Source organism: Klebsiella sp. CN_Kp113 (assembly GCF_040064585.1).
Lineage (GTDB): Bacteria > Pseudomonadota > Gammaproteobacteria > Enterobacterales > Enterobacteriaceae > Klebsiella > Klebsiella michiganensis.
The window spans coordinates 120,547-142,396 of the sequence record NZ_JBEAID010000022.1; the positions used below are offsets into that span (position 1 = coordinate 120,547).

23 protein-coding genes and 1 other annotated feature are annotated in these 21,850 nt (G+C 61.2%); of the genes, 4 read left to right on the forward strand and 19 right to left on the reverse strand.

Features of this window, described 5'->3' with window-relative positions; all coding sequences use genetic code 11:
• Positions 1–45: 45 nt before the first annotated feature.
• The 9 genes from hisIE to hisL all read right to left on the reverse strand — a co-directional run bounded on the left by hisIE (position 46) and on the right by hisL (position 7,286).
• Positions 46–645: a bifunctional phosphoribosyl-AMP cyclohydrolase/phosphoribosyl-ATP diphosphatase HisIE gene (gene hisIE / locus ABLV30_RS14325; RefSeq protein ID WP_004122447.1), complete on the reverse strand. Its 600-nt coding sequence runs from the start codon at positions 643–645 to the stop codon at positions 46–48.
• The gene (hisF, locus tag ABLV30_RS14330; RefSeq protein ID WP_014230048.1) at positions 639–1,415 is read right to left on the reverse strand and encodes an imidazole glycerol phosphate synthase subunit HisF; all 777 of its coding nucleotides are present in this window, start codon (positions 1,413–1,415) and stop codon (positions 639–641) included. Before hisF ends, hisIE begins: the two co-directional genes overlap by 7 nt.
• Positions 1,397–2,134, reverse strand: coding sequence for a 1-(5-phosphoribosyl)-5-[(5-phosphoribosylamino)methylideneamino]imidazole-4-carboxamide isomerase (gene hisA, locus ABLV30_RS14335; protein ID WP_025107742.1), 738 nt, complete (start codon positions 2,132–2,134; stop codon positions 1,397–1,399). The genes hisF and hisA overlap by 19 nt, the downstream gene beginning before the upstream one ends.
• Entirely contained in the window at positions 2,134–2,724 is a 591-nt protein-coding gene (gene hisH / locus ABLV30_RS14340) for an imidazole glycerol phosphate synthase subunit HisH (RefSeq protein ID WP_046877512.1), read from the reverse strand. The genes hisA and hisH overlap by 1 nt, the downstream gene beginning before the upstream one ends.
• On the reverse strand, positions 2,724–3,791 hold the full coding sequence (gene hisB / locus ABLV30_RS14345) for a bifunctional histidinol-phosphatase/imidazoleglycerol-phosphate dehydratase HisB (RefSeq protein WP_048260845.1): 1,068 nt from the start codon (positions 3,789–3,791) through the stop codon (positions 2,724–2,726). Before hisB ends, hisH begins: the two co-directional genes overlap by 1 nt.
• Positions 3,788–4,849, reverse strand: coding sequence for a histidinol-phosphate transaminase (hisC, locus tag ABLV30_RS14350; RefSeq protein ID WP_014230044.1), 1,062 nt, complete (start codon positions 4,847–4,849; stop codon positions 3,788–3,790). The genes hisB and hisC overlap by 4 nt, the downstream gene beginning before the upstream one ends.
• Complete coding sequence (hisD, locus tag ABLV30_RS14355; RefSeq protein ID WP_032719822.1) at positions 4,846–6,150, reverse strand: histidinol dehydrogenase; 1,305 nt, start codon at positions 6,148–6,150, stop codon at positions 4,846–4,848. The genes hisC and hisD overlap by 4 nt, the downstream gene beginning before the upstream one ends.
• Before the next feature lie 39 nt (positions 6,151–6,189).
• Positions 6,190–7,089, reverse strand: a complete 900-nt coding sequence (gene hisG, locus ABLV30_RS14360; protein ID WP_014230042.1) for an ATP phosphoribosyltransferase — start codon at positions 7,087–7,089, stop codon at positions 6,190–6,192.
• A 48-nt stretch (positions 7,090–7,137) separates the two neighbouring features.
• Positions 7,138–7,260: a sequence feature (His leader region), on the reverse strand.
• Positions 7,236–7,286 carry a his operon leader peptide gene (gene hisL / locus ABLV30_RS14365; protein WP_009654477.1) on the reverse strand — a complete coding sequence of 17 codons (51 nt, stop codon included), beginning with the start codon at positions 7,284–7,286 and terminating at the stop codon, positions 7,236–7,238. It overlaps the preceding feature by 25 nt.
• Positions 7,287–7,461: 175 nt before the next feature.
• On the opposite strand from hisL, the gene ABLV30_RS14370 reads away from it, so the two are divergent.
• From ABLV30_RS14370 to ABLV30_RS14380, 3 genes are all read left to right on the forward strand, one after another.
• Entirely contained in the window at positions 7,462–8,286 is an 825-nt protein-coding gene (locus ABLV30_RS14370) for an SDR family oxidoreductase (RefSeq protein WP_004852412.1), read from the forward strand.
• Between the two features lie 38 nt (positions 8,287–8,324).
• Positions 8,325–9,215 (forward strand): LysR substrate-binding domain-containing protein, encoded by an 891-nt coding sequence (locus tag ABLV30_RS14375; protein WP_116280330.1) that lies wholly within the window; start codon positions 8,325–8,327, stop codon positions 9,213–9,215.
• Positions 9,216–9,502: 287 nt separating this feature from the next.
• Positions 9,503–10,861 carry an APC family permease gene (locus ABLV30_RS14380; protein WP_004103635.1) on the forward strand — a complete coding sequence of 453 codons (1,359 nt, stop codon included), beginning with the start codon at positions 9,503–9,505 and terminating at the stop codon, positions 10,859–10,861.
• A gap of 89 nt (positions 10,862–10,950) precedes the next feature.
• Here ABLV30_RS14380 and ABLV30_RS14385 read toward each other — a convergent pair whose 3' ends face one another.
• The 4 genes from ABLV30_RS14385 to nifL form a co-directional block, all read right to left on the reverse strand.
• The gene (locus ABLV30_RS14385) at positions 10,951–11,454 is read right to left on the reverse strand and encodes a nitrogen fixation protein NifQ (protein ID WP_047723346.1); all 504 of its coding nucleotides are present in this window, start codon (positions 11,452–11,454) and stop codon (positions 10,951–10,953) included.
• Positions 11,454–12,860 carry a nitrogenase cofactor biosynthesis protein NifB gene (gene nifB, locus ABLV30_RS14390; protein WP_154950799.1) on the reverse strand — a complete coding sequence of 469 codons (1,407 nt, stop codon included), beginning with the start codon at positions 12,858–12,860 and terminating at the stop codon, positions 11,454–11,456. Before nifB ends, ABLV30_RS14385 begins: the two co-directional genes overlap by 1 nt.
• A gap of 164 nt (positions 12,861–13,024) precedes the next feature.
• Positions 13,025–14,599, reverse strand: coding sequence for a nif-specific transcriptional activator NifA (nifA, locus tag ABLV30_RS14395; RefSeq protein ID WP_014230037.1), 1,575 nt, complete (start codon positions 14,597–14,599; stop codon positions 13,025–13,027).
• The gene (gene nifL, locus ABLV30_RS14400) at positions 14,596–16,083 is read right to left on the reverse strand and encodes a nitrogen fixation negative regulator NifL (protein WP_014230036.1); all 1,488 of its coding nucleotides are present in this window, start codon (positions 16,081–16,083) and stop codon (positions 14,596–14,598) included. The genes nifA and nifL overlap by 4 nt, the downstream gene beginning before the upstream one ends.
• A gap of 320 nt (positions 16,084–16,403) precedes the next feature.
• On the opposite strand from nifL, the gene ABLV30_RS14405 reads away from it, so the two are divergent.
• Positions 16,404–16,934, forward strand: coding sequence for a flavodoxin (locus tag ABLV30_RS14405; RefSeq protein WP_048260848.1), 531 nt, complete (start codon positions 16,404–16,406; stop codon positions 16,932–16,934).
• Positions 16,935–16,956: 22 nt separating this feature from the next.
• Here ABLV30_RS14405 and nifM read toward each other — a convergent pair whose 3' ends face one another.
• From nifM to nifU, 6 genes are read right to left on the reverse strand one after another with little or no spacing between them, the layout of a single operon-like run.
• Positions 16,957–17,757: a nitrogen fixation protein NifM gene (gene nifM, locus ABLV30_RS14410; RefSeq protein WP_048260851.1), complete on the reverse strand. Its 801-nt coding sequence runs from the start codon at positions 17,755–17,757 to the stop codon at positions 16,957–16,959.
• Positions 17,754–18,200, reverse strand: coding sequence for a nitrogen fixation protein NifZ (locus ABLV30_RS14415; RefSeq protein ID WP_048260853.1), 447 nt, complete (start codon positions 18,198–18,200; stop codon positions 17,754–17,756). Before ABLV30_RS14415 ends, nifM begins: the two co-directional genes overlap by 4 nt.
• On the reverse strand, positions 18,197–18,457 hold the full coding sequence (locus ABLV30_RS14420) for a nitrogenase-stabilizing/protective protein NifW (protein WP_014230032.1): 261 nt from the start codon (positions 18,455–18,457) through the stop codon (positions 18,197–18,199). Before ABLV30_RS14420 ends, ABLV30_RS14415 begins: the two co-directional genes overlap by 4 nt.
• Positions 18,457–19,599: a homocitrate synthase gene (gene nifV / locus ABLV30_RS14425; RefSeq protein WP_048260856.1), complete on the reverse strand. Its 1,143-nt coding sequence runs from the start codon at positions 19,597–19,599 to the stop codon at positions 18,457–18,459. Before nifV ends, ABLV30_RS14420 begins: the two co-directional genes overlap by 1 nt.
• Positions 19,600–19,613: 14 nt before the next feature.
• Positions 19,614–20,816, reverse strand: a complete 1,203-nt coding sequence (gene nifS / locus ABLV30_RS14430; RefSeq protein ID WP_048260858.1) for a cysteine desulfurase NifS — start codon at positions 20,814–20,816, stop codon at positions 19,614–19,616.
• Positions 20,817–20,846: 30 nt separating this feature from the next.
• A complete protein-coding gene (nifU, locus tag ABLV30_RS14435) occupies positions 20,847–21,671 on the reverse strand; it encodes a Fe-S cluster assembly protein NifU (RefSeq protein WP_014230029.1) in 825 nt (274 codons plus the stop codon).
• Positions 21,672–21,850: the final 179 nt, after the last annotated feature.

A 21,850-nucleotide genomic window follows, 5' to 3' on the forward strand; every position in this document is an offset into this window, starting at 1 on the left:
TGTTGATATTGCAAGGGAGGCGTCATGCCGCCTCCCTTTGATGACTTACTTATGCCTGCTCCGCAGGTTTTCCACCACATCCGTCAAATTCAGCCCCTGATCCTGCAGCAGCACCAGCAGGTGATACATCAAATCCGACGCTTCATTCTTCAGTTCGAACTGGTCATGCACCGTCGCGGCCAGCGCGGTCTCAACGCCTTCTTCCCCCACCTTCTGCGCAATACGTTTGGTGCCGCTGGCGTACAGCTTCGCGGTATAGGAGCTCTCCGGATCGGCGTGTTTGCGTTCCGCCAGCAGCTGCTCCAGCTGATATAAGAACAGCCACTGATGGCCGGTTTCGCCAAAGCAGCTTGAGGTGCCTTTATGGCAGGTTGGGCCAATCGGATTAACCAGCGCCAGCAGGGTATCGTTATCGCAATCCGGGGTGATGCTCACCACGTTGAGGAAATTGCCCGACGTTTCCCCCTTGGTCCACAGACGCTGTTTGGTCCGCGAATAAAAGGTCACCTTGCCGGTCTCTTCGGTTTTCGCCAGCGCATCCTGATTCATATAGCCCAGCATCAGCACTTCACCAGAAACGGCGTGCTGCACGATGACCGGCATCAGACCGTCGGTTTTTTGCCAATCCAGCTGTTCACTTAACATACCCTAATCTCCACGCCCTGTGCTGCCAGGTACGTTTTCAGTTCACCAATATTAATAATTTGCTTGTGGAACACCGAGGCGGCCAGCGCGCCGTCGACGTTAGCGTCGCGGAAGGCTTCCAGGAAGTGCTCCATGGTGCCCGCGCCGCCGGATGCAATCAGCGGCACGTGGCACACGGCGCGGACCTTGCTTAACTGCGCCAGATCGTAGCCGTTACGCACGCCGTCCTGGTTCATCATATTGAGGACGATTTCGCCGGCCCCGCGCTTTTGCACTTCCTGCACCCAGTCCAGGGTTTCCCACTGCGTCACCCGCGTCCGGCTCTCATCGCCGGTATACTGATTGACGTGATACTTACCGCTCGCGGCGTCAAACCAGGTATCGATGCCCACCACAATACACTGCACGCCGAAACGGTCGGCCAGGCGGGTAATCAGCGTCGGATCCGCCAGGGCAGGGGAGTTGATGGAGATTTTATCCGCGCCGAAGGAGAGGATTTGCGCCGCATCGTCCAGCGACTTAATGCCGCCGGCGACGCAGAACGGAATGTCGATCACTTCCGCGACCCGCGACACCCAGCTTTTGTCCACCACGCGGCCGTCGCTGGAGGCGGTGATATCGTAGAACACCAGCTCATCCGCGCCTTCGTCGGCATAGCGTTTTGCCAGCGGGACGATATCACCGATGATTTCGTGATTACGGAATTGCACGCCTTTCACTACCTGGCCGTCGCGAACGTCGAGACAGGGGATTATCCGTTTTGCCAGCATTGAATGGCCTCCGTTACGTTAAATTTACCTTCCAGCAGCGCTCGGCCGACAATCACTCCGCGCACTCCGGTTCCGCGCAGCGCGGCGATATCATGCAGATCGCCAATGCCGCCGGAAGACTGAAACGCGACCTGTGGATAGCGGGCGCAGACTTCTTCATACAGCGAGACGTTAGACCCGGCCAGCGTCCCGTCGCGGGAAATATCGGTACACAGCACGTGCTGTAGGCCGACGGACTGATAGCTCTCCACCAGCTCCTCCAGGGTTACGCCGGAGTTCTCCTGCCAGCCGCTGACCGCCACCTGCTTGCTGCCTTCCGCGTCAATCCGCACGTCAAGCGCCAGCACCAGATGCTGCGGGCCAAAACGCGTAAACCAGCCTTTCACCACTTCCGGCGACTTCACCGCCGTCGAACCCACCACCACGCGCGCCACGCCTGCATCAAGCAGGGCGGCCACGTCTTCTTCCGTCCGCACGCCGCCGCCAACCTGCACCGGCACGTTCACGCCGGCAACCAGCGTTTTCAGCAGCGGGATCTGGCGCTTTGCCGGATCTTTCGCCCCGGTCAGGTCGACCAGGTGCAGCACTTCGGCCCCCTGGGCGGCATAGGATTGCAGGCGCGGCAGCGGGTCGTTACCGTAGTCGCGCTGCTGAGCGTAATCGCCCTGATGGAGACGGACGACCGTGCCGTCAATTAAATCTAAAGCAGGAATAATCATCACATCTCCAGGAAGTTTTTCAGCAGCTGCGCCCCGGCGCTGCCGGAGCGTTCAGGGTGGAACTGGACGCCAAAGAAGTTATCTTTCTGCACCGCGGCGGTGAAGGCCTCGCCGTAGCTGCACTGGGCGATGGTATTGACGTTGACCGGCATCGCGTAGCTGTGGACGAAGTAAAAATACGCCCCGTCTTCAATGCCGCGAAACAGACGATCGCCCGCTTTGGCGTATACCCGGTTCCAGCCCATATGCGGCAGCGGCAGGCCGTGGTCGGTCATTTTCGGCACCTCCTGGTCGATAATGCCCAACAGGTCAACGCCGTTATTCTCCTCGCTGCGTTTTCCCAGCAGCTGCATGCCGAGGCAAATGCCCAGCACCGGCTGGGTACAGGCTTTAATCAGCTCGATCAAATCGCGCTCGCGCAGCTGGTCCATCGCCGCCTGAGCCGTGCCCACCCCCGGCAGAAACAGTTTATCGGCGCGCAGCACCACATCCGGGTCGCGGCTGACCTGCGGCTCGTAGCCGTGGCGGCTCACCGCGGATTTCACCGAATTGAGGTTGGCGCAGCCGGTATCGAGGATCACCACGTTCATCAGAGTACCCCTTTCGAAGACGGCAGCGTGTCGCCCTGGACGCGAATCGCCTGGCGTAGCGTGCGGCCGAAGGCCTTAAACAGGCTCTCTACGCGGTGGTGGTCGTTTTTGCCCTTGGTTTTCAGGTGCAGAGTGACCGCCATGGTATAGGAGAGCGAGCGGAAGAAGTGTTCCACCATCTCGGTGCTCAGATCGCCAACGCGCTGATAGGTAAAGTCTGCTTTGTATTCGAGGTGCGGACGGCCGGAGATATCCAACGCGCAGCGGGCCAGGCATTCGTCCATCGGCAGCACAAAGCCGAAACGGCCGATACCGCGCTTGTCGCCGAGGGCCAGCTTCAGCGCTTCGCCCAGCGCGAGCCCGGTATCTTCCACGGTGTGGTGATCGTCGATATAAAGATCGCCGCCGACGTTAATCTCCAGGCGGAAGCCGCCGTGGGTGGCGATTTGGTCAAGCATATGATCGAAAAAGCCGACGCCGGTGGAGATTTTGCTGCCGCCTTCGCGGTCCAGCCACACTTTCACATCCACCTGGGTCTCTTTGGTGATGCGCTCAACGTGGGCGTAGCGGTCGTGGCGGGTTAGCTGTTCGCAAATGGTCGGCCAGTCCAGCTTTTCGCGGTCATAGCGCAGGCCGGTAATGCCCATGTTATCCGCCAGCTGGATATCGGTCGCGCGGTCGCCAATCACGTAGCTGTTGGCGGTGTCCATCACCCCTTGCTCCAGCCACGGCAGCACCAGTTTGGTTTTCGGCTTGCGGCAGTCGCAGTTATCCGCCGGGAGATGCGGGCAAATCAGCACCTCGTCAAAGTTGACGCCCTGTGAGGAGAATATCTGCATCATCAGGTTGTGCGGGCCGTCGAACTCGTCCTGCGGCAGGCTGGCGGTTCCCAGCCCGTCCTGATTGGTGATCATCACCAGCCTGTACCCTTCCTGCTGCAGCTTTAGCAGGGCCGGGATCACCTGCGGCTCAAACGCCAGCTTATCGAAGCGGTCTACCTGAAAATCAACCGGTGGCTCGGAAATCAGCGTACCGTCACGGTCAATAAAGAGAAACTTCTGGGTCATACATTCTCCGCAGTCAAAGCGTCAATGACGCGCTGGCTCTCTGCACGGGTACCGATAGTGATACGCAAACAGCCGCTTAATGAAGGTTGTTTATTCTGGTCACGTAAGATAATGCCCTGATCCCACAAAGATTTAAATACCGCGCTGGAGGCGGTGATCCGCGCCAGAACGTAGTTGCTCTCGGAATCGAACACCTCTTCAACGCAGGCAATGCTGCGCAGCTGGCTGACCAGATAATCGCGTTCGCCGAGGATCTGCGCCACGCGCGCCCGCATGGCGGCAATGCCTTCCGCGCTGAGCGCCTGGGCGGCGATGTCGGCGACCGGCGTCGAGAGCGGATAAGGTGCGATAACCTTCATCAGCACGTTAATCACCTCGGCGTTGGCGAGGGTAAAGCCGCAGCGCAGTCCGGCCAGGGCGAAGGCCTTGGAGAGGGTACGCAGAATCACCAGGTGCGGATACTCGTTGAGCCAGGTTGCCAGCGTGGCCTGCGGGCAGAACTCAATATAGGCTTCATCCGCGACCACGATAGCTTTACCGCGCGCCATCTCCAGCAGGGTGCGAAAATCTTTCGGGTTGATAATCTGCCCGGTCGGGTTATTCGGGCTGCAGACGAACACCACTTTCACGCCGTCAAGATTGGCCGCGATGCCCGGCAGATCCAGCTGCCAGTCGGCGAGGGTGGGCACCGTACGGCAGGTCACGCCGATGGTTTCGGCGCTGACGCTGTACATGCCGTAGGTCGGCGGGCAGTAGAGCACCGCATCCTGGCCCGGCTCGCAGAAGGCGCGGATCAGCAGTTCAATGCCTTCATCGGCGCCGCGGCTGACCAACACCTGCTCCGGCTTGACGCCCGCATACTGCGCGTAGCGTTCAATGACCGCTTTCGGCTGCGGTTCCGGATAGCGGTTCATCGTCTGCTCGGTCAGCTGAAACGCGACCGCGGTCGGGAATTCGTTGGCGTTCAGCCAGACGTCGCCTTTACCGCCCAGACGGCGAGCAGATTGATACGGCGTCAGCGCGCGGACGTTGGCGCGGGCTAAATCTTCGATGCTCATGCTTGCTCCTTAAGGGCTGCGACGCGCAGCGTAACGGCGTTTTTGTGGGCGTCCAGACGCTCGGCGGCGGCCAGAATCTCAATCGTTGAGGCGAGGGCGGCAAACCCGTCGCGCGACAGCTCCTGCACGGTCATGCGTTTCTGAAAATCCGCCAGGCCGAGGCTGGAGCAGGTGGCGGTGTAGCCGTAGGTCGGCAGCACGTGGTTGGTGCCGGAGGCGTAATCGCCGGCGGACTCCGGCGACCAGTCGCCGAGAAATACCGAACCGGCGCTGGTAATGCCGTCGACCAGTTCGCGGGCGTTGCGGGTCTGAATAATCAGGTGCTCCGGACCGTACTGGTTGGAAATCTCCACGCACTGGGCGATATCGCGAGCCACGATGATGCGGCTGGCGGAGAGCGCCCCGCGGGCCGTTTCCGCACGGGACAGCGCGGCCAGCTGGCGCTCAACGGCTTGCGCGACGCGGGTGGCCATCTCGCTATCCGGCGTCAGCAGAATCACCTGCGAATCCGGGCCGTGCTCCGCCTGGGAAAGCAGGTCAGAGGCGACGAAATCCGGAGTGGCGCCGCTGTCGGCGATCACCAGCACTTCCGACGGCCCGGCGGGCATATCGATAGCCGCACCGTCAAGACGCTGGCTGACCTGGCGCTTGGCTTCGGTCACGAAGGCGTTGCCCGGGCCAAAGATTTTATCGACCTTCGCCACCGATTCGGTGCCGAACGCCAGGGCGGCAATCGCCTGCGCGCCGCCGACGTTAAAGATATTGCGCACGCCGCACAGCTGGGCGGCATAGAGGATTTCATCGGCAATCGGCGGCGGCGAGCATAGCACCACCTGCTGGCAGCCCGCGATGCGCGCCGGCGTGGCGAGCATCAGCACCGTGGAGAACAGCGGCGCCGAGCCGCCGGGAATATATAAGCCGACGGAGGCGATAGGGCGGGTCACCTGCTGGCAGCGTACGCCCGGCAGGGTTTCCACATCGACGGCCTGCAGCCGCTGCGCGTTGTGGAAGGTTTCGATATTTTTGACCGCCACGGCCATCGCCTGCTTGAGCTCGTCGCTCAGGCGCGCGCCGGCGGCGGCAATCTCTTCGTCGCTGACCTTCAGCGCCTTGACGTCGGTTTTATCGAACTTCGCGCCGTATTCGCGCAGGGCCGCATCGCCGTTGTCTTTAACGTTATTCAGGATCTCCGACACCGTCTTGCTGATGCTCTCGGAGGCGGAAATGGCCGGGCGCGTTAAGAGCTGTTGCTGTTGTTCTGCGCTACAGCCGTTCCAGTCGATAATTGTGTTGAAGCTCATGGTTGTTTCCCCTGTTTATCCCGTGACCGACCCGCCGGTTTACTCCATCATCTTCTCAATCGGCAGGACCAGAATGGAGCTGGCGCCCAGCGCTTTCAGTTTTTCCATGGTTTCCCAGAACAGGGTTTCGCTGCTCACCATGTGCATCGCCACGCGCTGCTTGTCGCCGGCCAGCGGCAGAATGGTCGGGCGCTCGGCGCCGGGCAGCAGGGCGACCACTTCTTCCAGGCGCTCGGTCGGCGCGTGCATCATGATGTATTTTGATTCGCGGGCCTGAATCACCCCCTGAATACGGGTCAGCAGGCGGTCGATCAACTGCTGTTTGCTATCGGCCATCTCGCCGTCGCGCTGGATCAGGCAGGCTTTGGAGCGGAACATCACTTCCACTTCGCGCAGGCCGTTTGCTTCGAGAGTCGCGCCGGTTGATACCAGGTCGCAAATCGCGTCGGCCAGACCGGCGCGCGGGGCCACTTCAACCGAGCCGTTCAGCAGGCAGGATTTGAACGAGATCCCTTTCTGGTCAAGGTAGCGCTTCAGCAGGTGCGGGTAGGAGGTGGCGATGCGTTTGCCGTCCAGCGCTGCCGGGCCGTCCCAGGGTTCATCCGCCGGGGTCGCCAGCGACAGGCGGCAGCCGCCGAAGTCGAGACGGCGCAGGGTGAAGTAGCGCGGGTCTTCGCCCTGAGCGCGGCGGCTCAGCAGCTCTTCCTCCAGCACGTTTTCGCCGATAATCCCCAAATCGACCACGCCGTCCATGATAAGGCCCGGAATATCGTCATCACGCACGCGCAGAATATCGATGGGCATATTTTCCGCCAGCGCGATCAGGCGCTGGGTGTGCAGATTCACTTTGATGCCGCAGCGGCTGAGTAATTCGCGTGAATCTTCGCTTAAACGCCCTGATTTCTGAATAGCTATGCGTAAACGGCTGTTGTCTAACATTCTTATTTTCCTCTGTAACCCTGTCTGAATCTGTCCGAATTCGGTCCAAAAAAAAAGCCCCCGGAAGTGAATCTTCCGGGGGCTCTCTTTGCGTTCATGCACCACTGGAAGATCCAAACGTCTTCCAGCACACATCGCCTGAAAGACTAGTCAGGATGATGGTGATGATGGTGGTTTTTAAATTGAACGCTGTTCATAAAATTCTCTGTGAATGACTATGCATTTGATGCCTTTTAACCTAAACCACTTCACTCGCATAAAGCAAGGGCTTTTTTCTATCATTAATTGATTTCATATTGACCTAAGAAATTGTCAGCTGCCGCCGGCTGGCGTAGCCTTAAGTCAGCACAGCGAAAATTCAGGAGCAAGGGGATGAAAAAGGTCGCAATTGTAGGTTTAGGATGGCTGGGTATGCCGCTTGCGCTGTCGTTGATGTCGCGGGGATGGCAGGTGACCGGCAGTAAGACCACGCAGGATGGCGTCGAGGCGGCGCGGATGTGCGGCATCGACGGCTATCCGCTGCGTCTGGAGCCGCAGCTGGTCTGCGACACCGAAGATCTGGATGCCTTAATGAACGTTGACGCGCTGGTCATTACCTTACCGGCGCGGCGAACCGGACCGGGAGAGGACTTTTATCTTCAGGCGGTACAGGAGATCGTCGATACCGCGCTGGCGCATCACGTGCCGCGCATCATATTCACCAGCTCAACGTCGGTTTACGGCAACGCCAGCGGCACGCTGAAAGAGAACTCGCCCCGCAACCCGCAAACCGCCAGCGGGCGGGTGCTGAAAGAGCTGGAGGACTGGCTGCATAACCTTCCCGGCACCTCGGTGGACATTCTGCGCCTCGCCGGGCTGGTGGGGCCGTCCCGTCACCCGGGACGCTTTTTTGCCGGAAAATCCGCGCCGGACGGCCAGCACGGCGTCAATCTGGTGCATCTTCAGGATGTGATTGCCGCGATCGAACTGTTACTGCAGGCTCCGAAAGGCGGGCGCATCTATAATATATGTGCGCCTAAGCATCCCGCGCGCGGCGTCTTTTATCCGCAGATGGCCCGCGAGCTTGGGCTTCCCGTCCCCGTATTCTCTGATAACCCGGAGAACGGTAGCGGTAAGATCGTAGATGGCAGCCGTATTTGCAACGAACTGGGGTTTGAGTACCAGTACCCCGACCCGCTGGTCATGCCGATGGAGTAATGCGCCAGCGGTGAATCGCGTACCGTAAGGGGGTAGCGATGAAACCACTGCTGGATGTGCTCGTCATTCTTGATGCCCTCGACAAAGAGGGCAGTTTTGCCGCCGCCTCGGCGAAGCTCTATAAAACGCCGTCGGCGCTGAGCTACACCATTCATAAGCTGGAAAGCGATCTCAATATTCAACTGCTTGACCGCAGCGGCCACCGGGCGCGCTTTACCCGTACCGGGCAGATGCTGCTGGAAAAGGGGCGCGACGTGCTGCACACCGCCCGAGAACTGGAAAAGCAGGCCGTCAGGCTGCAGCAGGGCTGGGAAAATGCGCTGATACTCAACGTCGACGCCACCTTTCCGTTCCCGCTGCTGGCTCCCGCGATCGCGGCGTTTTATCACCAGCATCACGCCACCCGCCTTGAATTCCGCCGCGATACCCCGGGCGCAAACTGGCAGATGCTGATGGAAGGGCGGGCGGATCTTCTGCTCGGCGTGCTGGGCGACCCGCCGGCGCTCAGCGGCTGCGGCTCTGTTCTGCTGGGAGAAGTGGCGCAGGCGTTTGTTGTTGCGCCCCGGCATCCGCTTGCGCAGATTGCCGGCCCGCTGGGCTGGCGGACGTTGCGCCGTCATCGGGCGATTGTGGCCGACAGCGCGTGGCCGCAGATTGACGCTCAGGATAGCCTGGCGGTATTCGATCTTTCCGCCCGGCTGACGCTGCTGTGCGCCGGACTGGGATGGGGCTATTTGCCGCTATTTCAGGTACAGCCTTTCATCGCTCGCGGCGAGCTACAAATATTAAAAACGACGGTGCCTGAACCGGTCAATCGCGCGTGGATAGGCTGGAATGAAGATATTTGCGGCCAGGCGGGCGAGTGGTGGCGAAAGGAGATATTAGCAAATAGTGCTATCCATCAGGTCTATAATACTAAAATCGTATGAATATTAATCTGTTAGAGAATCGCCGTAACTATTAAGCCTTGTAACATCTTGTCATCGTGCCAGTAGTTGTTGCAAAATACGCGTCCTGAAAATCAGAAACTGGCCGACGCTTTTTTAAAGTGTCGGTTATTTTTTTGGTTGAAAGACACATCATTCAATACCAAGAGGCCGGGCTTCGTACCGGATAGATATTTACTAAAAACCGACAGTGGTTGTCGCTGAGGAATACAAAGAAATGGGGCAATTTTTTGCTTACGCGCTGGCGTTCACCGTAAAAGGGGATAACTATGTCGCATAACGCTACTCCAAAAACCTCTCGCGTGGAATTACGTAAAACGCTTACGTTGATTCCGGTTGTCATGATGGGCCTGGCCTATATGCAGCCGATGACGCTGTTCGATACGTTTGGTATCGTCTCTGGATTGACTGATGGTCACGTTGCGACGGCTTACGCCTTCGCGCTGATCGCCATTCTTTTCACGGCGCTGAGCTACGGTAAACTGGTTCGCCGTTTCCCGTCGGCGGGTTCCGCTTATACCTACGCGCAGAAATCCATTAGCCCGGCCGTTGGCTTTATGGTTGGCTGGTCATCGCTGCTGGACTACCTGTTCATGCCGATGATCAACATTCTGCTGGCGAAAATTTACTTTGAAGCGCTGGTGCCTTCTATTCCATCGTGGATCTTCGTTGTCGCGCTGGTGGCCTTTATGACCATTTCCAATCTGCGCAGCATCAAGACCGTGGCGAACTTCAACACCCTGATCGTTATCCTGCAGATGGGCATCGTGGCGGTGATTGTTGGCCTGATTATCTACGGCGTTATGCACGGCGAAGGCGCGGGCACGCTGACCAGCACCCGGCCGTTCTGGTCTGAAGGCGCGCACGTGGTGCCGATGATTACCGGCGCGACCATCCTGTGCTTCTCGTTCCTCGGCTTCGACGGTATCTCTTCGCTGTCTGAAGAGACCAAAGACGCAGAGCGCGTGATCCCGAAGGCTATCTTCCTGACCGCGCTGATTGGCGGCCTGATCTTTATCGGTGCTTCCTACTTCCTGCAGCTGTACTTCCCGGATATCTCGCGCTTTAAGGATCCGGACGCATCGCAGCCTGAAATCATGCTGTACGTGGCGGGCAAAACCTTCCAGTGGGGCGTGCTGATTTTCTCCAGCGTCACCGTACTGGCGTCCGGCATGGCCGCGCACGCGGGCGTTTCCCGTCTGATGTACGTGATGGGCCGCGACGGCGTGTTCCCGACGCGCTTCTTCGGCTACGTGCATCCGAAATGGCGGACTCCGGCGTGGAACGTACTGTTGGTTGGCGCGATCGCGCTGCTGGCGATTAAATTCGACCTCGTCACGGCGACGGCGCTGATTAACTTCGGCGCGCTGGTGGCGTTCACCTTCGTTAACCTGTCGGTGATCTCCCAGTTCTGGATCCGTGAAAAGCGCAACAAAACGCTGAAAGACCACTTCAACTATCTGGTTCTGCCGGTGTGCGGCGCGCTGACCGTTGGCGCACTGTGGATCAATCTGGAAGAGAGCTCCATGGTTCTCGGCCTGATCTGGGGCGGTATTGGTCTGGTCTACCTGGCCTGCGTGACCAAAAGCTTCCGCAACCCGGTACCGCAGTACGAAGACGTTGCCTGATCGCGTTTGGTGATGTGAAAAGCCGGAGGGAGACCTCCGGCTTTTTTGTTTCTGGCGTTCCGCAGGCCGGGCAGGAGCTCGGGTAACCGCTACTCAAAGCAGGCGCTGCGCTCCCGGCACTCGTCGCAGCTTGGCGACCGGCAGATAACTTCCCCCTGCTGGAGCAAACAGCGCTGACGGTAAAAGAACTTTTTCCAGCGCATATTGTGTTCGTTCATCGCCACCAGCTGCGGAAAGCAGTCGATCATCAGCAGGCGCAGTTCGGCGCGCGACGCCAGACCAAGATCCTGCCAGAGATGGTTAAACGCCAGCGAAACCTCGGCGATAATCTGCGCCATCGGCCCGGCCTCCTGCTGCATCCAGCCCGCCAGCCACGCGCCCAGCTGCTGGCGCTCCTCCTCGCGGGTAGCGTTGAGTTCGCTCATCAGGCGGCGGCGGGTTAGCGCCTCGCCGTCCAGCGGCGTCTCCGCCTCGCCCAGGCGTCGCCGCAGCGCCTGCCAGTCGCGCGCGCTAAGCCCCATGCGCAGCGGAAAGCTGCCTTTCCCCGCGTGGTACAGCAGCCATAAGCGCCGCAGCCAGTCGAGCGGCGGCATCAGGCGACCCCCTTATGCGGTAGCGCGGCAGGCCAGCTCCCCCGGCGCTGCTGCCACCACGCGGGCAGCACTTCGGAGACCGGCCGCCACGCGCCGTCAACGCACGGTTCAATGCCTTCCTGTTCCAGCATTTGCCACGGCGTATGGCCGATACGCACGCAGAATACGGCTTTAACGTCCGCCAGCAGTTCGAGGATCGCCGCGAACCGGGCTGCGTTATCCTGCGGCTCGCACTCTTCGCGCCCCTGACAATATTTGGGCGTAAACCGTTCGTTGACCAGCACCATGCCGGCGGCCGAGAGGCTGTAGATAGAGAACCGGTCGGTGTGGCCAAAGTGGCAATCAATCACGTCCCCGCGGCTTGACGCCACGGCGACCAGGCAGGCGTCATCGGCTTCAGATTCGCCGCGGGTGGCAATGCTGGCGTGCAGCTGCGCGCGCTGGTGGAGGATTGGCAGCCAGGCCGGGAGGCTCTCCGGGGCCGGAAGCTGGGTAAACTGCTGGCTGCGGTCTTCGCCAAGCATCCCGATGGCGTCGGCGCGGCACTGGTGGCAGTGGGTCATCTGCGGCATCACTTCTCCGCACCGGCTGCGGGTGGCGGCGAGCGTCTCTGCGTCCGGCTCCGGCTGGCCGTTGAGGCCAAACACCGTGCCGTGCTCCGGCCTGGCGATCAGCGGCATAATATTATGGATAAACGCGCCGCTGGCCCGCAGCGCGCGGCTCACGTCGGCCATGCCGCTATCGTTGATCCCGGGGATCAGCACCGAATTTATTTTCACCAGCACGCCCTGGGCGGTCAGCCTGCGCACGCCCTCCAGCTGACGAGCAATCAGAATCTCTCCCGCTTCGCGTCCGCTGTAGCGCTCGCCGTCCAGCCATAGCCAGGCGTAGATTTGCGCGGCAATCTCCGCGTCGAGGGTATTAATGGTGACCGTGACGTGGTCAACCCCGACGTCCAGCAGGCGGTCCACCGCGTCGGGCAACATCAGCCCGTTGGTCGACAGGCATAACTTCAGGTCCGGCAGCTGTTCACGGATCAGCTCCAGGGTACGGAAGGTGCGGGCAATATTGGCGAGCGGATCGCCGGGGCCGGCGATGCCGACCACCGAAAGCTGCGGGATCGCCTGTGCGATCTGACGCACTTTGACGACCGCCTGTTCAGGCGTGAGCAGCGTTGACGATACGCCGGGGCGGGACTCATTGCTGCAATCGAATTTGCGATTACAGTAATTGCACTGCAAATTGCAGGCGGGCGCGACGGGCAGATGCATCCGCGCAAAACGGTGATGCCCATTACGAGAGTAGCAGGGGTGCGCGGCAGCTTTATCGGCCACAAGCGGCGTCAGGGCGCTGTCATCCGCCGGGCGGCAGGCTGGGCCGCCAGAAAAAGAGGAGCAGGAAGTCATGGTCATACCTTCGTGGTTGGGCGATACCTTCCTGCTGCAAATGCTATACCAGAGGGATTTTTTACAACGCTATGAAAAATAAACGCTTTAACTGACGGCCGGCCAGGTAAAATTGTCGTAATTCCGCCGCGCTGGCGACAATGTCCTGAATCTCACATAACGCTTCACAGTCGCGGCATGGTGATATCCATGATCTGAATGCGATACGCCACCTGACGCGGCGTCATCCCGAGCAGCCGCGCCGCTTTGGCCTGCACCCAGCCCGCTTTCTCCAGGGCGGCAATCAGCCGCTGGCGCTCGTCGAGGCTGTTGTCGAGCCAGCCGTCTTCCGTCTGGCCGCCGTTGGGCAGCGCTTTCGGCGGGTTATCGCGATGGTTGAACAGAATCACGTCCCGGTCGATCAGGCCGCTTTCCGACATCACCGCCGAACGTTCGAGACAGTTTTCCAGTTCGCGGACGTTTCCCGGCCAGCTGTACTCCATCAGCAGGCGAATTGCCCCATCGCTGATGCGCAGCGTTCGCCCCTGGCTGTGGGCGATTTTACGTACCAGAAAATGCGCCAGTTCGGCGATATCCTCCTGGCGCTCGCGCAGCGGCGGCAGCGCGATAGGCATTACGTTCAGGCGGTAGTAAAGGTCTTCACGGAAATGCCCCAGCCGCACCTCCTCTTCCAGATGGCGGTTGGTCGCCGCGATGATGCGTACGTTGACGCGCAGAGTTTCATCGCCGCCGACGCGCTCCATCTCTCCTTCTTGCAGAATTCGCAGCAGCTTGGCCTGAAACGAGGCGCTGCTTTCACCGATTTCATCCAGGAATAGGGTGCCGCCGTCCGCCAGCTCAAAGCGGCCTTTCCGCTGGCGCACCGCGCCGGTAAACGCGCCTTTCTCATGGCCGAACAGCTCGCTCTCCAGCAGATTGTCCGGCAGCGCCGCGCAGTTAAATTTGACGAATGCGGCGGCGGCGCGCGGGGAATTATGATGAATGGCGTTGGCGATCAGCTCTTTCCCGGTGCCGCTCTCGCCGCGCACCAGCACCGTGGTATCCCAGCGGGAGACCTGACGGATAATGTCCATAATCTGCCGCATCGCCGGGCTTTTGCCGACCATATTCTCCAGGCCGAAACCGCGCGAAGGGGTACAGGCGCGCGGGCGCTCAACTCGGGGGCTCTGCTGCGGCGGCTGCGGGGCGGAGGTCGGCAGAATCATCAGGCGAATCGTCTGGGCCACCAGATTGGCGACGGTTTCGAGAAAGCGCGTGCAGGCGGGTAGCCGCTCTTCCTGACGAGCCATCGGCTGCGCCGCCAGTACGCCGATGGGCCGGGAATGAGGGCCCATCAGCGGAACGGCGATAAACGGCAGGTCGTAGTCGTACAGGCTCAGACGATCGAGAAAGCGCTGGTCATCGGCGACGCGCGGCAGCACCAGCGACTGGCCCTGCGCCAGCACGGTACCGACCAATCCTTCCCCCGGCCGGTAGCGAATTTGCGTACTGCCGGGCAGCGTCTGGTTTTCCGTTTGCTGCAGCGCCTCGATGCTCAGGATCTCCTGCTGGCTGTCGTACAGGCAAATCATCCCGTGCTGCATAAACGCATCGTTATGTAAAACGCTCAGCACCTCCTGCAGGGTTTTGCTCGCTTCGGTGGCGCGGCTCAGCACCACGCTTATCCGCTGCATGGCGGTAAACTGCTGGGAGAGATCGAAGCGCCTGACGGTGGTGTCCGAATCGGATTTATGGATCATTGCTCACCTCCGGTCAGGGTATCAAAGAGCGGGAATCGCAGAACGAGGCTGGTGCCTCCCTGGGGTCGAGAAGCCAGTTCAATCGCGCCGCGGTGGTAGGCGACCAGCGTTTGGATCAGCCGCAGCTCCATCCCTTTGCCGGGAGAGTTTAAGGCATCGGGTGAGTGGGCGTAGCGCACCTGCAGCAGCGGTACATTGTCGTTGAGATACAGCGAGAGCCAGCCCTCGTCCTCTTCGGCATAAAGCTCGATCTCCAGCGGTACCGAGGGCAGCTCAGCGGCGAGGGCCAGCGTCCGATCGAGCCATAAACTTAAGCAGGCCAGCATCTGGGTACGCTGGCCGAAGCCGACGAGATGCGGCGATGCCATGTCAACCCGCAGCCGCGCGCGGTCGTCAAAGCGGGTGCGGTAGAGGGCGTACAGGTCGTCAAAGAAGGGCTGAAGCGGCCAGACGGCGCTGCTTTCCAGCTCGAGAGAAGGGCGGCAGCGCTGCAGTCGCGCCATGGCCTCTTCGCCTTCACGCCACGCCGCGTCCAGCGCCACGTTGCCGCTGCCTTCGCCGTTCAGCCGACGGGCCGCCGCTAGCATATTGATCGGGCAATTAAGCTGAATCAGCGCCGCGTCCAGCGACTCGCGAATGGCGGCCAGCAGCTTTCCGGCGGTCATCTGCTGCTTCAGACGGTCGAGACGGCCCTGCTCCTGCTGCTGGCGCTGCTGGGTGCAGTCGGCGATCACCACCAGCGTGCGCGCCGGGGCGCTGTCGACAAAATAGCGGCTGGCTTCTTCGCTTACGCCGGGCAGCGCCCAGCAGGTCACCGACAGCCAGCGCACCGCGCCGCGAACCACCACCGGCAGGATTTGCTCCGCGCCGGGCCCCATTTTGCGCGGTGAAATCTGGAGCTCGACCAGCAGCTCTTTTCCGCCGCAGTCCGCGCAGTACGTTTTGTAGGCGAGATTATCCATCACCACCCGATCCTGCTCATCCACCACGACCACGGCGGCGGGGATGTTGTTGAGCACCGCCTCCATCAGCGTCATATGATTGCGCAGCCGCTGTTCCAGGGTATAGCTGACGCTGATATCCCGCTGCATCGCCAGATAATGCTCCAGCTCGCCCTGGGGATTCAGCACCGGCGTGATGTCGATATCCACCAGATACAGGCCGCCGTCGCGGCGCTGATTAATCAGCTGGCCGCGCCACGGCTGGCGCTGAAGCAGGGTTTGCCACATCTGCTGGTAGATTTCTCGCGGCGTCTGGCTGCTGGCCAGCAGGCGCGGGTTTTGATTGAGCAATTGCGCCAGCGAATATCCGCTCTGGCGGCAAAACGCCGGGTTGGCGTAGATAATATTCGCCCGGGCGTCGGTGAGGGAAATGGCTACCGATGCCTGTTCGACCATCGTAAAAAATAGCCCCGGATGTTGTTGAGTCAGCGCACCGGCAATCGCCTCGGGTACGGCGTTATCGAGCATCATATTCAGGGTCATCGCAAACTCCTGTGTCGCAGTTATGACAATTTGTCCGACACCGTGACGAGAACGCCGCGGCGTTTGTCGAATTTCGATAACCATGCAAAGCGTGCGCCCTTATCGGCGTGATAAGCAGAAACATTGATCCGGTAGGGGAAAACCCAGCGCTTTTTTCATTTTAAGCGGCCCGCCGGCCCAGCTGCGGGCGGCGGGAGGGCGCGGAAGCGATCGTTTTGGGGCAGGGGTGAGCCGCGATAGTGCAAAGAAACCTGGCACAGCCTTCGCAATACCTCTGCGAGAACGCGTGTTTTCAACCCCCTTTCCGACAGGAGCGCAATATGGCGAACATTGGTATTTTCTTTGGCACCGATACCGGTAAAACCCGCAAAATCGCGAAAATGATCCACAAACAGCTGGGCGAGCTGGCGGATGCCCCGGTCAACATTAACCGCACGACGCTGGACGACTTTATGGCCTATCCGGTGCTGCTGCTGGGCACGCCGACGCTCGGCGACGGCCAGCTGCCGGGGCTTGAGGCCGGATGCGAAGGCGAATCATGGAGCGAATTCATCAGCGGCCTCGACGACGCCAGCCTGAGCGGGAAAACCGTGGCGCTGTTCGGCCTCGGCGACCAGAAAGGCTACCCGGACAACTTCGTTAGCGGGATGCGTCCGCTGTACGACGCTCTGCGCGCGCGCGGCGCGCAGATAATCGGCAGCTGGCCAAATGAGGGCTATGAATTCAGCGCCTCTGCGGCGCTGGAGGGCGAACGCTTTATTGGGCTGGTGCTGGATCAGGATAACCAGTTCGACCAGACCGAAGCGCGTCTGGCGAGCTGGCTTGAGGAGATTAAACGCGTGGTGCTGTAGGCGTTAACGGGTAGCCGCGAGGCTACCCGCACAGGCCCGGCTGACGGGAAATCGTTTGTTCCAGCCACTGGCGCTGATGGCGCTGCTGGCTCTGCTGCCAAAGATAATCGCGCGCGCTCTCCAGCGCCTGCTGCGGCTCCATGGGCGCGGCGGGACGAATTGCTTCACACCATAAAAGATGCCACCCCAGCTCGCTGGCGACGGGGAGGCTCAGGGCGTTTTCCGCCAGTGAAAACAGCGCCGTCTCAAGCTGGGGATAGAGTAGCCCGCGGCTAATCCAGCCCAGACGGCCCTCTTCCAGGGCGCTTGGGCAGTGGGAATGGCGGCGAGCCAGCGGAGCAAACGCGTCCCGGGAGACGTTGATTTGCCGATACAGGCCGAGGATCCGCTGGTGTACGGCTTCGCGGTCGCCATCGACCGTCAGCAGCAGGTGGCGGGTCAGACGCTGCTCCGGGCGCATAAACTGCGTCTGGTGGCGCAGGTACCACGCCTGCACCGTGGAGAGATCCGGCTGCGGCGCCTGGCGGGCGATATCGGTAAAGCCGACCTCCAGTCGGGCGTGATGCAGCACGATGGCTGCGCGCTCCGGCGGCGTAAATTCCCCCTCGTCGAGCCAGACGGCAAGGGAGGCGGCGATATTCTCCAGCAGCGCCGCCGGAATATCGCTTTCCGGGACCCGCGCGACGATCGCCTGCTCCATATGGCACTGACGTTGCCAGGCCTGTTCAAAAGCCTGCGTATCGGCCGGCTCCAGGGCCGTCGGGTCGCTATTCCAGCGGCTGCGCGCCAGCCGCTGCCGGGCAAAACGTTGCCATGCGTTCATTCTTCTCTCTCCTCTATAAGGGTGATGGCCTGCGCCGGAACCCTGAACCAGCGGCCGCTAAAGTCCACGGTGTAGCTGTCGCCGGTCTCTCCGCGATCGGTCGCCTCGATGCGTCCCCGCTGGCCAACGGCCACGACGACTTCGCCGTTGACCGCGAGCGCCATCCGGCAGGCGACGTTATCACCATATTGCAAGTTTCCGGCCAGCCACGGCTGGGTGATGGGGATCAGCTCCTGTTCGCGGCAGCCGATGATCCGATCGGTTTCCGGAAAGTGGATCTGGTAGATAATCTGATCCTGCAAAAAAACGCCCCAGTCGCGCACAAAGCCGGTGCTGCCGCGCCTGACCAGCAGCGCGCCGGGGGCGAAGCCCGCCACGGTGCCGTCGTTACGAATCGCGCGTACGACGCGGACCTCTTCGCTAAAGGTGAATTTCGGTCTCATGTTCCGCTCTCCTGAAACTGTTGCTGATAGCTCTCCGCAAGCAGTCGTCGCGCCAGCAGCCAGTGAGCGCGGGCGTTTTCCTCCAGCCGGTTTTGCAGCGGCACCTCGGCGCGCAGTTTGCGGTGAAAGGTTGCCAGCACCGGCAGGCAGCAGCGGCCAAGCAGCTCGGGCTGATAGGGGACGGCGAAAAACTGGAAAAAGGATTCGGCGGAGCGAAGTTCGTCCACGCCGGGAATTTGATAAAACCACTCCATCATTACCCCCTCGCCCGCAGGGCGGATTCACCGCACAGCTCGTCGTAGATAGCCACCAGCTCATAATCTTTCGGGCTGCGCTTCCAGTTCTCGGCGAAGCGGCGGATGGCGGGCAGCAGCTGGTTAATTTGCGCGGCGTTAAGGTGATAGCCCATCTGGTCAAATACGCCGTTGACCGCCTGACGCCCGGAGTGTTTACCCAGCACCAGCCGGTAGCTGCGGCCCATCAGGGAAGGGGCGATCGACTGATAGCTCTCGCTGTCGCGCAGCAGCGCCGCCACGTGGACCCCTGATTCATGGGTAAACACCAGCTCGCCGACCAGCGGCTGCTGCGGGTCGATGGCGCGCTGGGCGGCTTCGGCGACCCTCTGACAGAGCGCGGGCAGCGCTGGAAAATGCACGCCGGTCTTAACGCCGAGGCAGCGCTCCAGGCCCAGCGCGACGGTTTCCAGCGCCGCGTTGCCCGCCCGCTCGCCGAGGCCGAGGATCGTCGTATTCACGCTGGTGGCCCCGGCGCTTACCGCCGCCAGCGTATTGGCGGTGGCCATACCCAGGTCGTTGTGGGCGTGCATTTCGATTTCCCCGGCCCAGACTTCGCGCAGGGCCGAGATTTGCGCCGCGGTGGAGAGGGGGTCGAGCAGGCCGACCGTATCGGCATAGCGCAGGCGGGCGGCGCCGCACTGCTGCGCGACCTCGGCGATAGCGCGCAGGGCCTGGCCCCCGGCGCGCGAGGCGTCCTCGCAGCCGATGCATACCTGCAGACCGAGCGTATGCGCAAGGCGGATAAACATCGCCAGCCGCTCCAGCAGCACCGTTAGCGGCTCGCGCAGTTTGTACTGCCGCAGCTTATCTGAAGCCGGAATCGAAATATCCACCCAGTCAACGCCCAGATCGGCGCTCTGGCGGATTTCCAGCGCGTTCATCCGGCACCAGGTCATCAGCGTCGCGTCGGGCAGCTGACGACGCACCAGCTGGATCCGCGCGATCTCCTCGTCCCCCATCGCCGGGGTGCCGACCTCCATCGCCGTAATCCCTGCGGCATAAAGCGCCTCGGCAATGGCGACCTTTTCGCTGGTGCGAAAGGCGACGCCGGGGCTCTGTTCGCCGTCGCGCAGGGTGGTATCGTTAATCAGCACGCGTCCCATCAGCCACCTCCGCCTTAGCCGTAAACCGGCGTGAAGACGGCGTCCGCCGGGCGCGGCTTGCCGTTGTGCCAGTAGGGCGACAGCGCGCGCAGCCGGTCGATAATCGGCGGCAGCGCGGTGACGACGTAATCGATCTCTTTCTCCCGGGTGTAGCGCGAGAGGGAAAAGCGGATGGTGCCGTGGGCGGCGGTATAGGGGATATTCATCGCCCGCATCACGTGGGAGGGTTCCAGCGAGCCTGACGTGCAGGCGCTGCCGCTGGAGGCGGCGATCCCGGCCTGGTTGAGCAGCAGCAGAATGGCCTCACCCTCAATAAACTCAAAGGCCAGATTCGCCGTGCCGGGCACCCGCGGCTGGCTACCGCCCATCACCATGACCGACGGCACGCTGGCCAGCAGGCGATGCTCCAGCCTGTCGCGCAGCTGGCCGATATGCGCCATTCCCGGCAGATGAATATTCGCCAGCTCGCAGGCCGCGCCCATGCCGACGATTCCGCAGATATTTTCCGTCCCGGCGCGCCGACCGTACTCCTGATGACCGCCGCGCAGCAGCGGGCGAAAGCGCGTTCCCCGGCGCAGATAGAGACAGCCTACGCCTTTTGGTCCGTGAAACTTATGCGCCGAGCAGGAGAGCATGTCGATGCGGGTCTCGCCCACGGCAATCGGCATTTTGCCCACCACCTGTACCGCATCGCAGTGAAACAGCGCCCCTTGTTCATGGGCCAGCTCCGCCATTTCGGCGATCGGGAAAAGCACCCCGGTTTCGTTATTCGCCCACATGGCGCTGACCAGCGCGACGCGCGGGCTGAGCGCGGCGCGGAACTGCGCCATGTCCAGCGCTCCCTCGCTATCCACCGCGATGCGATGGATCTGGTAGCCCTGGCGCTCCAGGTGCTCGCAGGCCGCCAGCGTCGCCGGATGTTCGACCGCGCTGGTGATAATTTCGCGCCGCTCCGGCAGCAGGGCGATGGCCGAGGCGATGGCGGTGGCGGTAGCTTCGGTGGCGCAGGAGGTAAAGATGATCTCGCTGGGATACTCCGCGCCCAGCAGCGCCGCAGCCTGTTGATGCGCGCGCTCCAGAGCCGCCTGGGCCGGTATGCCAAAATCGTGTATCGACGAGGGGTTGCCGTAAAAGTCGGTCAAAAAGGGCATCATCGCTTCCAGAACCATTGGGTCCAGACGGGTGGTGGCGTTGTTATCGAGATAAACCTGTTTCATCTTGTCCCCCTAGGGTCAGTTAACCGCGGCTCAGGCCGCCACCACTTCCATATAACAGCCGGTACGTTCCATCAGTTTTTGCTGCAGCCAGGCCAGGGTCATATCGGTCATCATGCAGCCGCTACAGCTGCCGGAGAGGCTGACGGTCACCTGGTGGTTGGCGACGCTGAGCAGCGACATATCGCCGCCGTCGGCCTGAATATGCGGGCGCAGTTCAGCGATGGTCTCGACGACGCTCTGCCAGTGCGGATCTTTGCCGCTGGCCGCGGCGGGCGGCGTCTGCGGCGGCTGCGCGAGGATCTCCGCCAGCGCCAGCTCGATTTTTTCGTGGCAGGCGGTGCAGCCGCCGCCCGCTTTGGTGTAGTTGATCACCTCTTCAAGGGTGGTCAGGCCGTTGTTCTGCACCGCGCGGCGAATGTGTCCTTCATCGACGCCGAAGCATTTGCAGATCAGCTTGCCCTCCTCATGCTCTTCCTCCAGGCTTTCGCCGCGAAAGTTGGCGATGGCCGCGCGCAGGGCCTCCTGGCCCATCACCGAGCAGTGCATTTTCTCCGGCGGTAGCCCGTCGAGATAATCGGCAATCTGCTGATTGGTTATCTGCCCGGCTTCGGCCAGGGTATGGCCGATAATCAGCTCCGTCAGCGCGGAGGAGGAGGCGATGGCGCTGCCGCAGCCGAAGGTCTGGAAGCCCGCTTCCTGGATAATTTCGCTTTGCGGGTCAACGCGCAGCATCAGGCGCAGCGCGTCGCCGCAGCTTAATGACCCCACATCGCCTACCGCGTTGGCGTTGTCCACCACGCGCGCGTTGCGGGGATTAAAAAAATGGTCTTTCACTTTCTCGGAGTAATTCCACATGCTGTCAGCTCCAGGGATGATGACGGAAAACGCCGGGGCGCGGTTCACCGCAGGAGTGCGGTGGCGTTAACGAACTAGCAAATGCGATACCAGAGAATAAAATGCAATATTTTCAATTTGTTATATTTTGCCCTGACAAGATGCGCCCGACAGTGTCGGGGTGTTTTGTGGGCTTTGTC